The organism is Exiguobacterium sp. s5 (assembly GCF_018618075.1).
In the GTDB taxonomy this organism is placed as follows: domain Bacteria; phylum Bacillota; class Bacilli; order Exiguobacteriales; family Exiguobacteriaceae; genus Exiguobacterium; species Exiguobacterium mexicanum_A.
Genome location: NZ_JACSLK010000007.1, coordinates 62,256 through 76,099 on the forward strand (window position 1 = coordinate 62,256; position 13,844 = coordinate 76,099).

General features: G+C 51.6%; 27 protein-coding genes. 5 read left to right on the forward strand and 22 right to left on the reverse strand.

The window, feature by feature from the left end; translation table 11 throughout:
- Nucleotides 1-29: 29 nt before the first annotated feature.
- The 20 genes from KNP60_RS13515 to KNP60_RS13610 form a co-directional block, all read right to left on the reverse strand.
- Complete coding sequence (locus tag KNP60_RS13515) at nucleotides 30-530, reverse strand: Holliday junction resolvase RecU (RefSeq protein ID WP_214797698.1); 501 nt, start codon at nucleotides 528-530, stop codon at nucleotides 30-32.
- Complete coding sequence (locus KNP60_RS13520; protein ID WP_214797699.1) at nucleotides 527-694, reverse strand: hypothetical protein; 168 nt, start codon at nucleotides 692-694, stop codon at nucleotides 527-529. The genes KNP60_RS13515 and KNP60_RS13520 overlap by 4 nt, the downstream gene beginning before the upstream one ends.
- The gene (locus tag KNP60_RS13525) at nucleotides 691-1,923 is read right to left on the reverse strand and encodes a helix-turn-helix domain-containing protein (RefSeq protein WP_214797700.1); all 1,233 of its coding nucleotides are present in this window, start codon (nucleotides 1,921-1,923) and stop codon (nucleotides 691-693) included. Before KNP60_RS13525 ends, KNP60_RS13520 begins: the two co-directional genes overlap by 4 nt.
- Nucleotides 1,920-2,456: a hypothetical protein gene (locus tag KNP60_RS13530; RefSeq protein ID WP_214797701.1), complete on the reverse strand. Its 537-nt coding sequence runs from the start codon at nucleotides 2,454-2,456 to the stop codon at nucleotides 1,920-1,922. The genes KNP60_RS13525 and KNP60_RS13530 overlap by 4 nt, the downstream gene beginning before the upstream one ends.
- A gap of 1 nt (nucleotide 2,457) precedes the next feature.
- Nucleotides 2,458-2,964, reverse strand: coding sequence for a helix-turn-helix domain-containing protein (locus KNP60_RS13535; protein WP_214797702.1), 507 nt, complete (start codon nucleotides 2,962-2,964; stop codon nucleotides 2,458-2,460).
- On the reverse strand, nucleotides 2,957-3,385 hold the full coding sequence (locus KNP60_RS13540) for an ArpU family phage packaging/lysis transcriptional regulator (protein WP_214797703.1): 429 nt from the start codon (nucleotides 3,383-3,385) through the stop codon (nucleotides 2,957-2,959). The genes KNP60_RS13535 and KNP60_RS13540 overlap by 8 nt, the downstream gene beginning before the upstream one ends.
- Nucleotides 3,382-3,855, reverse strand: coding sequence for a hypothetical protein (locus KNP60_RS13545; protein ID WP_214797704.1), 474 nt, complete (start codon nucleotides 3,853-3,855; stop codon nucleotides 3,382-3,384). The genes KNP60_RS13540 and KNP60_RS13545 overlap by 4 nt, the downstream gene beginning before the upstream one ends.
- Entirely contained in the window at nucleotides 3,840-4,019 is a 180-nt protein-coding gene (locus KNP60_RS13550) for a hypothetical protein (RefSeq protein ID WP_214797705.1), read from the reverse strand. Before KNP60_RS13550 ends, KNP60_RS13545 begins: the two co-directional genes overlap by 16 nt.
- Nucleotides 4,016-4,174, reverse strand: coding sequence for a hypothetical protein (locus KNP60_RS13555; RefSeq protein WP_214797706.1), 159 nt, complete (start codon nucleotides 4,172-4,174; stop codon nucleotides 4,016-4,018). The genes KNP60_RS13550 and KNP60_RS13555 overlap by 4 nt, the downstream gene beginning before the upstream one ends.
- A gap of 1 nt (nucleotide 4,175) precedes the next feature.
- Nucleotides 4,176-4,556, reverse strand: coding sequence for a hypothetical protein (locus tag KNP60_RS13560; RefSeq protein ID WP_214797707.1), 381 nt, complete (start codon nucleotides 4,554-4,556; stop codon nucleotides 4,176-4,178).
- Nucleotides 4,553-5,440 (reverse strand): DnaD domain protein, encoded by an 888-nt coding sequence (locus KNP60_RS13565; RefSeq protein ID WP_214797708.1) that lies wholly within the window; start codon nucleotides 5,438-5,440, stop codon nucleotides 4,553-4,555. The genes KNP60_RS13560 and KNP60_RS13565 overlap by 4 nt, the downstream gene beginning before the upstream one ends.
- Before the next feature lie 11 nt (nucleotides 5,441-5,451).
- A complete protein-coding gene (ssb, locus tag KNP60_RS13570; RefSeq protein ID WP_214797709.1) occupies nucleotides 5,452-5,916 on the reverse strand; it encodes a single-stranded DNA-binding protein in 465 nt (154 codons plus the stop codon).
- The gene (locus KNP60_RS13575) at nucleotides 5,913-6,104 is read right to left on the reverse strand and encodes a hypothetical protein (RefSeq protein ID WP_214797710.1); all 192 of its coding nucleotides are present in this window, start codon (nucleotides 6,102-6,104) and stop codon (nucleotides 5,913-5,915) included. Before KNP60_RS13575 ends, ssb begins: the two co-directional genes overlap by 4 nt.
- The gene (locus tag KNP60_RS13580; protein ID WP_214797711.1) at nucleotides 6,101-7,006 is read right to left on the reverse strand and encodes a recombinase RecT; all 906 of its coding nucleotides are present in this window, start codon (nucleotides 7,004-7,006) and stop codon (nucleotides 6,101-6,103) included. The genes KNP60_RS13575 and KNP60_RS13580 overlap by 4 nt, the downstream gene beginning before the upstream one ends.
- Before the next feature lie 12 nt (nucleotides 7,007-7,018).
- A complete protein-coding gene (locus tag KNP60_RS13585; protein ID WP_251131408.1) occupies nucleotides 7,019-7,987 on the reverse strand; it encodes a YqaJ viral recombinase family nuclease in 969 nt (322 codons plus the stop codon).
- Nucleotides 7,984-8,280 carry a hypothetical protein gene (locus KNP60_RS13590; RefSeq protein WP_214797712.1) on the reverse strand — a complete coding sequence of 99 codons (297 nt, stop codon included), beginning with the start codon at nucleotides 8,278-8,280 and terminating at the stop codon, nucleotides 7,984-7,986. The genes KNP60_RS13585 and KNP60_RS13590 overlap by 4 nt, the downstream gene beginning before the upstream one ends.
- The gene (locus KNP60_RS13595) at nucleotides 8,277-8,459 is read right to left on the reverse strand and encodes a hypothetical protein (RefSeq protein ID WP_214797713.1); all 183 of its coding nucleotides are present in this window, start codon (nucleotides 8,457-8,459) and stop codon (nucleotides 8,277-8,279) included. The genes KNP60_RS13590 and KNP60_RS13595 overlap by 4 nt, the downstream gene beginning before the upstream one ends.
- Nucleotides 8,460-8,547: 88 nt before the next feature.
- Complete coding sequence (locus KNP60_RS13600) at nucleotides 8,548-8,790, reverse strand: helix-turn-helix domain-containing protein (RefSeq protein ID WP_214797714.1); 243 nt, start codon at nucleotides 8,788-8,790, stop codon at nucleotides 8,548-8,550.
- Between the two features lie 13 nt (nucleotides 8,791-8,803).
- Nucleotides 8,804-9,583, reverse strand: a complete 780-nt coding sequence (locus KNP60_RS13605) for an ORF6C domain-containing protein (protein WP_214797715.1) — start codon at nucleotides 9,581-9,583, stop codon at nucleotides 8,804-8,806.
- Nucleotides 9,584-9,660: 77 nt separating this feature from the next.
- Nucleotides 9,661-9,873: a helix-turn-helix domain-containing protein gene (locus KNP60_RS13610; protein ID WP_214797716.1), complete on the reverse strand. Its 213-nt coding sequence runs from the start codon at nucleotides 9,871-9,873 to the stop codon at nucleotides 9,661-9,663.
- 147 nt (nucleotides 9,874-10,020) lie between these two features.
- Between KNP60_RS13610 and KNP60_RS13615 the strand changes: the two genes are divergently transcribed.
- Nucleotides 10,021-10,437 carry a helix-turn-helix domain-containing protein gene (locus KNP60_RS13615; RefSeq protein ID WP_214797717.1) on the forward strand — a complete coding sequence of 139 codons (417 nt, stop codon included), beginning with the start codon at nucleotides 10,021-10,023 and terminating at the stop codon, nucleotides 10,435-10,437.
- 11 nt (nucleotides 10,438-10,448) lie between these two features.
- Here KNP60_RS13615 and KNP60_RS13620 read toward each other — a convergent pair whose 3' ends face one another.
- Complete coding sequence (locus tag KNP60_RS13620; RefSeq protein ID WP_214797718.1) at nucleotides 10,449-10,613, reverse strand: hypothetical protein; 165 nt, start codon at nucleotides 10,611-10,613, stop codon at nucleotides 10,449-10,451.
- A 221-nt stretch (nucleotides 10,614-10,834) separates the two neighbouring features.
- Between KNP60_RS13620 and KNP60_RS13625 the strand changes: the two genes are divergently transcribed.
- The 3 genes from KNP60_RS13625 (at nucleotide 10,835) to KNP60_RS13635 (ending at nucleotide 13,035) form a co-directional block, all read left to right on the forward strand.
- Nucleotides 10,835-11,293 (forward strand): DUF4429 domain-containing protein, encoded by a 459-nt coding sequence (locus KNP60_RS13625; RefSeq protein ID WP_214797719.1) that lies wholly within the window; start codon nucleotides 10,835-10,837, stop codon nucleotides 11,291-11,293.
- 336 nt (nucleotides 11,294-11,629) lie between these two features.
- A complete protein-coding gene (locus KNP60_RS13630) occupies nucleotides 11,630-12,190 on the forward strand; it encodes a hypothetical protein (RefSeq protein ID WP_214797720.1) in 561 nt (186 codons plus the stop codon).
- A gap of 149 nt (nucleotides 12,191-12,339) precedes the next feature.
- Complete coding sequence (locus KNP60_RS13635) at nucleotides 12,340-13,035, forward strand: queuosine precursor transporter (RefSeq protein ID WP_034777482.1); 696 nt, start codon at nucleotides 12,340-12,342, stop codon at nucleotides 13,033-13,035.
- A gap of 31 nt (nucleotides 13,036-13,066) precedes the next feature.
- Here the strand turns inward: KNP60_RS13635 and KNP60_RS13640 are convergent, their stop codons facing one another.
- A complete protein-coding gene (locus KNP60_RS13640) occupies nucleotides 13,067-13,315 on the reverse strand; it encodes a hypothetical protein (RefSeq protein ID WP_034777481.1) in 249 nt (82 codons plus the stop codon).
- Between the two features lie 146 nt (nucleotides 13,316-13,461).
- Between KNP60_RS13640 and KNP60_RS13645 the strand changes: the two genes are divergently transcribed.
- A complete protein-coding gene (locus tag KNP60_RS13645; protein WP_034777480.1) occupies nucleotides 13,462-13,818 on the forward strand; it encodes a PilZ domain-containing protein in 357 nt (118 codons plus the stop codon).
- The last annotated feature ends 26 nt before the right edge of the window (nucleotides 13,819-13,844 follow it).

Genomic DNA, 13,844 nt, shown 5'->3' on the forward strand with positions numbered 1-13,844 from the left:
GTCGTGTCACCAAGCTCTTTTTCGTCCATTCAATCATCGCCCAGTTCCTCCCGTACCACGCTCAACCAATCGAGCGCCGCTGCGCTCTGACTCTTGACCACGCGGCAGTTGTCCTGAAACCACGCGTAGGGGATACTCTTGCGTTCCTGCTGCGTCCACCAATACCGTAGCTGTTCCGCGCTCAGGTAGTACGTCTCGCCCCAGTAGGAGAAGCGGACGAGCAGGAAGGCGATACCGCCCGCCTTGTCCGTCTCCACGACCGTGTTGTATTGATGGTGCTCGATGTTCTTGAGTGGGTAACTCGTCTTGCTTGCAGTCTGTTTTGTATCGAACGTGATGTAATTCCCGTCTGCGATGCCGTAGAAGTCGAGTCCGGCTTTTGATTTGTAGAACGGGCGCATCCCTTTAATCGTCTTGACCTCGGCGTGCGCCTGGTGGATCAATGCCTCCTGCCGCATCCGATAGACGTGGTTCGACTGGATGACGAGTTGCTCGAGGTCCTTGCCCCGATTCTTGACGCTTGTGGTCATTCCGTATCCCTCACTTTTGCGTACGCCTCTGCCGCGTCCTTAATCGTCACCTCGTGGATGCGCCAACTCCGCATCATGCCGTCCTCGTAGCCTCGCGCCTTGCCGACTGCATACCCCAACAGGTACAGCGCCCACGCGCCGAAGATGAGTGTCAATGTCGTCATTTGCTCAACTCCCGTTCCAAGGTGTAGCTGATTGTCGTGCGTTCGATCAGCTTGCCGTTCTCGACGACGACCTCGACGTTATGCGTCACATCCTCGATTTCTTCGCTGCGGGCACTGAGGTAGTCACCCCACACCGCCTTGTCGCGATTCATAACGCGCTTCTCAATGCGCTTCGTACGTTCCTGATGGGCTTGCACTTGTCCAATTACCTCAGATACTTCCTCGGCTTTGAATGCCGTAACGGCGCTTTCTAGGCTTGCTGTCGTCACGTCTGGCATGGTCGGTTCCTCCTTGGCTTCTTCTGGGGTGACTGGCTGTGGCGTCTTCGGTTGTTTACGACGTTCCTTGCGCCCGTCAACGATGGTCCACTCTTTGCCATGTGCTTCTTTGACGCGGTAATAGGTTCCACGACTGATGCCCGTCTCCTCGATGACCTCCGAGGTGGTCATTCCGATGTCGAAGAGGCGTTTTATACGGTCGGAGAGCTCTTGAAAGTCCGTCGACTCAGCTTTAGTTTTTGACACGTTTGATTTCTCCTTCGGTCGGGTTGGTTTTGGTTTGTCATTGCGGATCAAACGGTTGAAGTTGTTCGTGCGATCTCGTTTCGCAGGTTTGATACCGTAGTCTTTCCGCACTTTGCTAAGTTGATTCTGCGTGATGCCGAGCGTCTCCATGATTTCTTTATTCGTCATCGTGTCGACCATCTGCACAATTTGTTCAGCGAGTTTCCTGTATTCTTCCGGTGATACATGCTGCCGTGTAGTCAAGTCGTCTCGGCCAGAGTATTTGACCGCGGACTGGACGACGAACAGTGACACTTTGGCGCGTGCCGCGGCCTCTTTATGCGTCAGACCGTCTTCGAGCATCTTGATGATCCGTTCGTACTTCTCGACCCTTAGTTGTTCCTCCGTCTTCATCAAGTGCGAAAGCCCGTGACGTTCTAACAGATCCCACATCGCTTTGTCCGAAGGGATACCCGTCGACCGTTTGAATGCAAAAGCGGTCGGCTTCTTCTCAAGTGCTTCGATGAGTTCTTCTTTAGTGAGCCGGCTGTAGTGGAACTCTTCGTGGGACACTTTTCGTTTCTTTTGAACTAGGTCAGTGACGAGCGGACGAAGTGTCTCCTCGCTTACGTCATACAGCCGCGCCAGTTCACCGAGTTGCATACCGTTCTTGTATTGCTTTTGCACCACGTCGATGCGGATCGGCAAGTTCAATGTATTGGTCATGTCGTCTCCTCCTTGTTCCGTATCCATCCGTGACGATTCAATTCACGGCGCACTGCGTTTCTCGAGCGTCCAAGTACCTTCGCGACCTGTCCTTGCGACATACCCCGCTCGACATAGAGTGTATATAGACGGCCCACCGGGATCTTGACCCGTCTGGCAGCACCCGAGCGTTGTCCGGGCGGCAGGAACTCGACTCCGGCGTCTTGCAGGATCCGCTTTGCTGTCGGTGGCGAGATGCAGAACTTGTTGCCGATCGCTTTGAACGAGGCTCCGGCTTCGTACATTTCTTTCATTTCCTTGACTTGCTCACGGGACATCACAATCATGTTCTTCTCACTCAGACGTTTGCGCCAGTGTGATTCCGGCACTTTGATGCCCGCCCGGTTCAACCTGGTGTACAAGGTCTTAAGGATCACGCCGTAATGGAGGGCGATGTCTTCGGGCGACTTTCCTTTGTCGAGCCAGCGTTGAATCTTGGCGTAATCGCGCTTCGTGAACTGGTAATCTTCTTGAGGTCTTCCTGTCCGCGCCATGTCACGGTTTCGCTCCTTTCTCGTAGCCGTATTGTTTAATCATCTCGCTGATGCGCTGGCGGCTCACCCCGAGCTCGTCGGCGATGGCCTGTTGGCTCCATCCTTTCCCATACAACCGTTCGACCCGTTCACGTTGGCTCACGGTGCGGATGCTGTAGCGACGACAGAGCGTGTCGACGTAGCCGCGGTCGATACCGAGCAGGACGGCGATGTCTTTGCGGCTGTAGCCTTCCTTGGCAAGCCGTTTTAACTCTTCCGTCCGGACCTTCGTCTTCTCCGCCGGTCGTGGCGGACGTCCTTGTGCCGGAGCCTCGGTGATCTCTCTCTTCGGTGTCCAACCGTTCGTCTTGACGAGTGCTTTGACGTCATTCGCTTTCAAATCCATGAGCCGAGCGATCTGGCTCGGGGTCATGCCGCGCTCCGTCCGCCGCTTGATGAGGTTTAATTGTGTCGCGAGCGGGATGTCCTTCTCGGCGACGAGGGTGCCCAAGTCTTCGGGTTCAATCATCTTGCCCATCCTCCCAGAGTCCGAACACGTCGGCGATGTGACCGAAGAGTTGCGGCAGTAGTCGGTAATACGTCTTGCGGTCCATGTGAAGCTGCAGAATCGTCTGCTTGTTGTTGTAGCGATACCGTGGGTTGTAGCGCATCTCCCAAATGTCGATGAGGTCAGCGTGCAACGTGTCGCGGAGTCGGTCGAGCAACTCGTATTCCTTCTCTTTGAGGCGTATCTCGTCTCGCTTGATGGCAAGGGCCTCCACGGGCGAGGACGGAGCCGCGTGGCTCTGCCCTTCCCGTACGGCGTACGATGCCGTGGTGGCAATTTCTGCGCTCATCCGCATCCGTTCAATCGTGAGCGGTAGCGTGTAGTAAGCCCGGAGCAACTTCTCACATTGTCGTTGCTTCGGTTTCAGGTTCGTGTCGATCAAGAGAAGTCTCCTTTCTTCACGACGGCGAAGAACATCGTGCCGTCAAAGTCAAAGTCTGAGGTGATGTTGCCGAGTTGGACAAAGCCACGCTCGAGGTGCTCGACGATCTGGCGCTCGAGGGCGTGCCGGCTCGGGGACTTGAGCAACTTGCGTCCGTCCACCGAGAAGCCGCAGGCGATGTTGTGGAACTCCTTCTGGGCGAGCGTCGGCGGCTTGTACGTCAATTTCTCGCGTTTTGTGACGCTTGTCGTCGGGATGAAGCGCTTCGGCATGTCCGGCTGAATCTCCGGCTTCTGCGGGATGCGATGATGTGGGTCCTTCGCGCCCATCTCCTTAAGTACGTCCGCGACCTCCATGGTCTGGACGGGGTGGTGTGTCTGTGGGTTCGTATTATGTCGTTGCGTGATGTCGCTTGCTGATAACCCTTGCGCGTGCCAACTGAGGAATGTGCGCTTCAAACGTTTGTCCATTTCCGATTGACCTCCCAGCCATGTTTTAAGTGAGATTGGAGTTGTCCTTGGTTCATGCGGTCGTACAAGGTGATCCGCGTCTCGCCCTCCGTCCGCGTCAGCCACACATCTTTCGTGCCGCGGAAGCGGATGGAGGTCTGCGGTTTCGGGGCGGCCGGCATCATCGCTTAACCCATTCGTTCGTGTCTAGCAAGGCGATCACTTCATCCTCCGTGACGTCTTGTATGTCCGTTAGACGATTGTGTTCGATGACGTGGAGCGTCAGCCTGTCGGGAAAGAGTAGATAACGTGTCGAACCGTCTGTGCGTTCGTAGTGCATGTCAGCGTCCTCCTTTTGTCCGTTCGAATTGCCGTTTCATCTGGTGCCGCTCACTCTTCGGCATTTGTTTCAGTTCGTGCCGTTCCATCGAGCGCTTCACGACGCGTTCATGGCAGCGGAACCGCTGAGCGATTTCCTTCATCGACAACACCTCGACGTAGTACGCGCGGTAGAGGTCGGGGAACGGGATGACCTTGGCTTCGATGCCGTTGCCAGGATAGACATGAGTGGGGCGGACCCACCCATGCTTCTTGGCATACCTGTAAATCGTCTCCCGACAGACGTGGTGACGCTTGGCGATGTCCTCGACCCGGTCCGTGCTCGTCATGTACTCCTTGCCGAACGCGCGGACGATATGCGGTTCAATCTCGAGCTTGTTCATGCGCCACCTCGCATCTCGGCGAGCAGCTTCTCGAGCTCTTTGTCGTCCGGGACGCTCGCGGCGAGCTCATCACGTTTCCGTTGTTCGTAGGCGCGTTGTTCCTCGGCATCCTTCTCGAGCCATTCCGGAGTATTCTTCATGGCCGTCTCTTTCGTCGGCGACCACGACTTGCGTTTCTGTTGCGATTGCTTCTTCTCTTCGAAGTCGGCGCGGTCTTGGATGACACCTTGCAAGGTGGTGACCCCTCGGTCTTTCCAGCCACTGAGGATGGCCCGAACATACTTGTAATTCCGAATGTTTGCTAGTGCTGCCTCATTGATCGCCTCGGTCAATAAGTCGAGTCCAAACTCGTTGAGGTCGTCTTCTAAGAACTCGTGGACGGCTTGAAGGTTTTGGTTGATCTTGCTCGTATAAATATCTGCTAACTGCTGAAATTCATTCACGCCAGTAGTAGTAGATACTTTAGTTAAGTCATTCTTAGTAAAATCATTCTTAGTACTATAATTCTTAGTAGTGCTCGATTTTCCGACTTCGGTTTTTCCGACTTCGGTTTTTCCGACTTCGGATAATCGGTTTTCGGTGAGCGGTGTCTCATAGACGGTCGTTTTGTACCCTTTCAACTGACCGTTCGTGTCACGCACACGTTCTCGTTTGACGTGACCCTGTTCCTCGAGCTCCTTGAAAGCACTGAGGACGGCGGCTTTGCCGTCCTTGTGGTGCTTCGTGATTTCCTCGGTGTAGATGATCCAGTCGTCTGGTAGGCTGAGCACATAAGCGAGCAGCCCCTTCGCTTTCAAGGAAAGGTTCGTGTTGGCGAGGAACCCTTTGTCCAACATGACGAAGTTGTTTTCCTTGAGGACGCGGTGAATTCGTTCGTTTCCCATGCGCTAACCTCCTAGAACGGTAAATCGTCATCTGACAGGTCGATTTTTCCACCCGCTGAGAACGGGTCGCTCGTGAAGTTTGACTGAGGCGTTTCGGATTTCCGCTCGGTCGATGCGTCCCATCCGCTCGATGACTGTTGCGATTGCCCACTTTGTCCTTTCGGTTCAAGGAAGCGGACGCTGTCGGCGACGACCTCGGCCCGATAACGACGCTGTCCGTCCTGTCCTTCATAGCTGCTGATTTGCAGGCGACCGTCGACGCCGGCCATGTGACCCTTCTTCAAATACTGGGCGACGTTCTCGGCCTGTTTGCGCCAGACGACGCAGTCGATAAAGTCTGCCTCTTTCTTGCCGTCTTGTCCTGTAAAAGGACGGTCACAAGCAAGGGTGAACCGTGTGACGGCGATGCCTGACTGGGTATACTTCATTTCCGGGTCGCGTGTGAGGCGACCGACTAATACGACGCGGTTGATCATGTGTGTTGTCCTCCTGCTAGGTTTCGTTTTACTACTGCCTTGTGGGCGTAAATGACGTTCACTTTCTCGGTACACGCCTTTATATAGGCTTGTTCTTGATCCCAGTTCATGAAATGCTCGTCGGCCTGTGTGGCGAACTCGACGGGCTCCTCGACCTCGATGGATTCTTGCTCTTCGTATAGGTTCATTGTCCGTTCACCTCGAACGGCATCTCTTGATATGCCTCGATGATCTCCGGACCGACTTCTGCATCATTTTTCGTGTCGACATACGAACTGTCGATGACGCCCTCCTGTGTGACCGAGGATTGACGGATGGTCGAGACACTGTTGTCGGCGGCGATGAGTTCTCCGACTGGCTGCAAGTGCCCGTCCTCGCGTTCGATTGACAACGGCGCGGTCTTTAGTAGCTTGAGGATGACCGTCTTGCGCGACATCTCGATGAAGTGGTCCTTCCAAGGACCGAACACGTTGCCCGATTTGTCCTTCGATTTCGTGAAGCGGTCCCGGTGTTTCTCGACCTGGTTGCGACTCATGACAACAAAATCTGAACCGCCATCCTTCAAGTGATACACCGCGTAGAAATGAGTGACCTTGTCCGGGTCGTCTTCGCCGTTCGGCACGTGGTGAAGGTCTTTGTTCAGACCGTACGAGTAATGGAAATCGTCTCCTTCGTACACTTCATGTGCATAGAGCTGTTTGAGCTCACCCGAGCGGCGGGCGAGGTCGATGGCTCCTTTGAAACCCAGTTGGAACTGTGCCTCCATCCGCTTCGTCTTTCCGTTCCAGAAAGGGAGGATGTAGGCGTGTCCGATGAGGTTCGGTTCGACGCCGAGTGCTGCACAGTTGACGATGGCCCCGACGAGCGTCATCGGCTCACATTCGAACAGTTTCGGGTTTCGGCTCGCAGCGTTCAATCCGAGGCGCGTGAGCCGTTCAGGTGTGACGTGTTTCGGGACGAGCGACTGGATCGCCTTATAGTTTGCGGCGAGCATCCGTTCGAGTCCTTTCTCCGGCGTCAGTGCAGGGGTCTGTGCCTGTTGTTGCGTCCGGTTGGCGAGTGCGGCTTTCGCATCTGTTGTGTTGGCCATGATGAATCCTCCTTATTTGACTTCCTTGATTGAAAAGCGACGTGTCGGGTTGCCGACCTTGCGATATTTCTCGACGATATCGGGATGATCGAGCAATAGTTGACGCGCATCGACCGTCTCGCGCGCCTTGACGTTCTTCCATTCGACGATGTGGTTTCGCCCAAGTCCAATCTCGGCGTTACCGATGAGCGCCTTGAGCTTGTTCTCGGCGTCGAGTTTGTCCGTCTTGGCGGCGTCCATCCGTTCGCTCGCTTCGTGATATTGCTTGATGAGCGTCTCCGCCTCGTCCGGCAACTCCGTCTCCGATTCGTTCTCGGCCTGTGGGAACATGGCGCCGATCAGCGTGACCGAGGCGTTCGAACCATCGAACGGCGGTGGCACTTTCGGGAGCACGTGGTTGTTCCAAAAGCTAGCGGCGGCGTCGATCATCAGTTCGATGAGCTCGTCGTCTCGCTCGACGGTCTTGTGGATGAAACGTTGGCCACCGATGAGGACCGCGATATGCGCCCGCTCATATCCGGTGACGGCCAGATAGTGCATCACTTGGATGAGGTATTCCATCGGGACGTGCTCGCCTTCCCACTCCTTGGCCCGATATGCCGATGAGGTCTTGCACTCGATGATTTCGGGTTTTCCGATAACGATTCGGTCGAGGTTGGCGATGAGATACGGGTAATCGGGATGACTGAGCATCCGTGTGTCGTTGCCGACCTCTAGGCCGGTTCGTGTGCCGAACTCTTGAGCCACCACTTCCTCGAGCATGTTTCCCCAATAAGCGGCCTCGCTCGTCTCGTCTTCATGCGGCGACTCGCCCACTTTATCGAGGTACACACCCATCGGAGATTTGTACTTGTTCAATCCGAGGATGCCTGCGATGTCCGAGCCGCCGATGCCATTGCGACGAAGTTCGAGCCAATCTTCGCGGCTCATGTCTTTCGTGTCGGCGATTGGGATGGCTGTCATCTGGACTTTCATGTTCATACGGCCGCACCTCCCTGCATGTCAGCCAATCGTTTGGCGTAGTCGATCGCTTCGACCTTCGTCATTTTCTGCTTCTTGGCGAGGCGTTCGAGCCCGAGTTCGAGGTCACTCTTCGGCTCGTCCTGGGCGAGGACTTGCTGCCATTCGAGCGCTTGGTCGATGGCGTAGATGGCTTCATAGAGTGGCGTGTCGATGTTGGCGTTGAGGTTGCCGAGGCGCATGATCTTCTCGCGGATGTCGGCGATGTCACCTTGGATGTCGGTGAGCGCGTTGATTTTGTCGTAAGGTGTCATGGTGTTTCCTCCTTGCTGAGATATGAGAGTGTGGCAGCGATGCCGGATATGGCTAGCGTGATGCCCGCTCCGATGAGCCAGTACTTGGATTGGTTAAAAATCATCGTCGTGACGAAGGCAGCGATACCGGCGTAAAGTAAGCCTTCGAAGAACGCGTCGAGTTGTTTGTCGGTGAGCATGTCTTTCTCCTATCCCGAGGTGATCCGTGGTATACTCAAGGTGTCGAATCAAGAGCGGACGGGGTTTCTACCTCGTTCGTTTTTTCTGTTATTTTTCGTGTTGGTCGAGCCATTCGTAGAGTGCCGACCGCTCGATAAGAACACGTCCGTCAATCTTGATGTGAGGAAGGTTATTCAAGCGAAGGTGCTTGTCGACCGTCCATCGGCTCATGTGGAGCGCCTCGCACACTTCGTTGATGGTCATGTACTCACGGTTCGGTTTGGCGTACTTTTCCATGACCTTGGCGACAGCGTCCTCGACGAGTAGCGATAGTGCTTGCGTGTCAAACATAAAACCCCTCCTTTCAATCGAGGTTTAACTCAATCTGGTCGTTTAATTGATGGATGACCATGCGGTTTTCGGTGTTTGGTGTCCACTCTCGGATAAAGACGTTTGCTTGTTGTAACTTGACTCTTGGAAGGTCTCCTTTGAGCGCGATGCCGAAATAGTCCTTGTATTCTTTCCAAAACTGAGAGAAAACCGTTTGACGAACCGAGGCGTCGCGATAAGCACGCGAACGTTTCCCTCCAAGCGATTCGACGACGCGTTTGTTGATGGACTTGTCGAGCGTCCGCTCGTCCCTTGAGCTGAGGCGCATCTCACCTTTAAGAACTTTTACATCTTGTTCGATGTCTTCTGTCTTTTCGATGAGATCTGCAACACCTCGGAACAATTGTGGCAACGAGTCATTCACTTTGCTCGGTACCTGAAAGCGTCCAGTTTTTCGAATTTCAAGAAGGATATGCTTGACGACCTTTTTCATTTGTTTGGCAATCGGCTTTCTCGATTGGAAGAACACTTCGTAAAGACCGTCCTCTGTTAAGAACCAAACTTCCTGAGCTCCCCCAGGGGTCGAAACTATGCTTCGAACCTTTTCATCCTCGTCTACCGATTTCACCATCATGTGGACAGCAGAATGTTCAATCCATTCCGCTACATCTTTTGCAAGGAACAAAGGCTGTTCTTCGCTACCGTAAATGTCGATTTCGCGACCAAGGACTTCCTCGGTATGGATCACGCGAAGTTCATTTTTACGACTGGCGACTTCCATAATTTGAAACGTTGGTGTCTTAAATTCATTCATTCGATTTCACTCCTTGTATGATTTACTTCTAAAACGGGTAATTAATGATTGAGTGTTGCTGTTTTAGCAACCCTAGTTCATAGGAAATCCGTGACCTCGCACTCATAGAGTGCAGCCAATTTGAACAATTCGTCTCCGCGGAATTGATGAAGCCCGTTTTCGCGCTTAGAAAGCGGTGAAGCCGTACGAAAACCCAAGTGCCGAGCTGCCATGTCTAATGTGATGCGACGTTGTCTGCGAATCTGCTTCACCTTGTTCAAATCAACTTTCGGTTCGGCGTATTGAAGCATGCAATTTACCTCCTTGTTGCTGTTTTAGCAACCTTTGTACATTCATAATAGTTTCTATTTTAGAGAAAGTCAACACTAATTCTCTATTTTAGAGAAAATATTTTTCTAATTCGGAAAAAAGTATATGATAGAAGGGAGAATACTAAGATGGAGTTGGTCATGGATATGTACAAGGGTTTTCGTGGGGACCGCTTGAAAGCGATGCGGGTAAGGAAGCATATGAGTTTAGATGCTTGCGCAGAGAAGTTAGGGACGAACAAGAGTACACTCTCTCGTATTGAAAACAATAAGAAGCCTGTGGACTCTGAGATGTTTGCTGCAATTCTCGAACTGTTAGGCGGAACTGCAGACTACTATATGGGGAGAGTCGAAGATCCGTTCATTACTCACTCGGAATATATTGATCAATTAAAAGAATATCACTTAATAGGAGGAGATATGTTCGCTCCTGACAAATTGGACGAATTGTCCCAGGAGAGATTTGAGGCGTTATTGAAGTTCGCTCGTGATCAATATCGACTTAACCAACTTGAAAAAGAAGCGCAAAAAGAGAATGATCAATGAAATAAAGAGCCTTACACGGAAGTGGTCGGCTCTTTTTTGGTGATTCTATGGGTGATTTCTTCTTGGGTGTAAATGAACATGACTTGTTGTTGATCATCCCAGAACCAACCGATGACATCTTTGACGGCTTTCCCGGACACGACTGCAATCTTTTCTGGCATTTTAATATCCTGCAAAGAAATCCCTCCAACTACGAACGCACGTTCTGTTTTTGTATGACTTTAGTATGAGTGATACCTAACAAATTTTCAACTATATTCCCAATTTCAACAAGATTATTATTTCGACAATCGAATAATTAGTGTCGAACAAACAATTTGAAACTTTATTTAACATTTATGGGTATATATATATAAGATGGTATACTGTTCGTGGTGAATCATAAGGAGGAATTAAAATGAATAACATTTTTGATTTTAAGTCGAACGGAAAAACGACAGTGACAGTAGAGAATGGCTTTATCAAGATTTCACGTCGCGGAATTATGAACCGGTTGAACAACGGTGGTGGCGACAAGAACATTCGCATCAGTTCGCTATCTGGGGTACAAGTAAAAAAGCCGGGACTTACGACTGGTTACATCCAATTCATTTTCTCGGGTAGCAAGGACACTTCAGGGGTTAAAGACGCAGTAAAGGACGAGAACTCTATTTTGTTTGCAAAACCTGAGTACGAGATGGCTTTGAGACTTCGCGACCACGTTGAAGATTTATTAGCTCAACCGAATACACAAACTGTCACTGCCACTTCGATCAGCGCTGCAGACGAACTATTGAAACTCAAGCAATTGCTCGATGCGGGTGTTTTATCGCAAGATGAATTTGATGCCCAGAAAGTGAAATTATTAAACGGATAAGTTTCCGTTTTTGTGCACAACATCGTGCACACTTACCGCCCATGCACAGGCGAATTCACAGTTTATTTCACCATAATCTTACAAATTCGCGTAACCACATGCGTGGTGTGGCGCGATTCTCAACATGATTCAACTTCCACGAAAAACCAAAATAGAAATGGTAATGCTGCAGCACGAGTTCGATTCTCGTCGGAGGCATCAAATGGATTCCGTGACACGGACCAACACAAGCACTTTCTCAAACTATTGAGAAAGTGCTTTTTTATTGTCTATCGTCCATCCTTATATTCCAATAAATGGTATGATGGATAAATACTTATATAAAGGAGACTCGATATGAAACGTTTCATCATTCTACTTGCTGCCGTCGCCTTATTGGCCGCCTGTACCGAACAGACGACAGATCGTACGTCTGACTCACCCCCGAAAACTAAAAATGTCGTAATCGATGTATCCGAGACACAACCTTTTTCCGAGCCCGTCCCGACCGAAGAAGAAGTCACAATCTTTTTAGGGTATCTTGAGTCACTGAGCAGTGATACGCTCGGCGCGTTGCGCGAATCAGAGCAGGCGATTTTCCCCTGTGGGATGTCTTGTGAAGACCGTCCGCTCGACGAAATCTCTACGCAAATCGACAGTAACCGGGAAGAGCTCGAATCCGTCCGTGCCGACATTGATGAGATTCTCCCGGCGCTCGATCACCTTGTCGCATCTGACGCGTCAGGCATCGACCGCGAGGCGTTGACCTCCGTATTGAACGAACTCACTTACATTAGTGAGACGTTGACACGATTTATAGAAGGTGACGATTGGGAATCTTGGGAACATGCCCGTACCAAATTGAATCATCTGTCATCGATGATGAAAGGCATCGCTATTAATCTAAGTGGTGTATGATAGCATATCAACTAGATATATCGCTCTCATCCGACCCCGGGTGAGAGCTTTTTCCGTCTAGTCATGGGAAACTGTCTTGACACGGTTTCCGTTCCTCTATAAACTTGTAAAGTTGACAGAATGAATGATTTGGAAGGAGTACGATCCCCATGCTCAATGAATGGTTATGGATTCCTTCTGCCTTGCTCACGCTCGGTCTGCTCGTCCTCAGCTACAAGCTGTTCGGACGTGTCGGACTTTTCGCCTGGATCGCGATGGCCTCGGTCGTCGCCAACATCCAAGTGACGCAGCAGATTGTAATCGGTGGTTTCATCTTCACTCTCGGGAATATCGTCTACGGTTCCCTTTATTTAGCGACAGACATCTTGAATGAAAAATATGGTCGTCACACCGCCCGTAAAGGCGTCTGGCTCGGCTTCTTCATCTTGATCGTCTCGACGGTGCTCATGCAATTCGCATTGCTCTATGAGCCGTTCGAAGAGGCGCTGTTCATGCATGAGAGTTTCGAGGCGCTGTTCTCGATGCTACCGCTCATCACGCTCGGTAGTCTCGCGGCGTACCTCGTCTCACAGCTGTTCGACGTCTTCATCTATTCGAAGATTCGTGCCAAGACCGGTGAGAAGAAACTGTGGCTCCGGACGACCGGTTCGACCGTCGTCTCACAGTTCATCGACACGCTCACGTTCTGTACGATTGCCTTCTGGGGCATGGAATGGGACATCTGGTGGAACATCTTCATCACGACATATGTCGCCAAGTTCATCATCGCCTGGATGGCGACACCGTTCATGTATTACGCGAAACGGACCGTCCCACAGGAAGACGAGACAGAAAAAGCAGCCTAAACAAAACCGCGAGCCCATCGGCTCGCGGTTTTTACTTACCTTTGATATGAAGCCGCACCGCATAAGGGCGTGCATCTTCAAGCGACGATTTCTCCCGACAAACGGTGAGCGCCACGTACGCGTCGATGGCGAGCGCCTCGATGGCCTCGTCCGTCGCCTCGACCTCTAGTATGGTGTAGGGCGGCAGTTGCTCCAACTTGACCCACTGCCCGTGTAGATTTTTCGCGTAGATGATTGGTTCGTCGATCGAATAGCGTCGGAGTAAGTCCTTGACGTTCATACGATCCCTCCTCTGTCCACTCTGTCTTCTCATTATAGAAAGCGATTGCATTTCTGTAAACCGCGCTTCCTAAATTTTGGTGCATTCAACGCTTCACGATTCGCCAAAAATAGCCGATAATCAAGGTAGAGAAATGAGGTGAACCGATGCGCTATCGAAGACAAGAAACGTTTCGTTATATTTTACCGAACCCCCGCTTCATCCCATATCGCCTCATCTGGGAAGACAAAGAACTTCATGACGGGGAAGCACAACTGCTCAATATCAGCGCCCACGGTCTGAAGATGCGGTGCGATTACTTATTTCCACTTTCTGAAGGATTGAAAGTCCAAGTCAAACTCGACCTCGTCCCGTTGATTCAACCGCTCGACCTGACGGGTCACGTACGGCACCGTGGACAAATGGGGAGCCTGTATGATTACGGGATTCGACTCGATTCGAACTCTGACGAGACCCAGCAACTCGTGACGATGATTAAAGCGTATGCGCGCGAAAACCAATGAGAACGTGTCGATTGACACTTCTCATT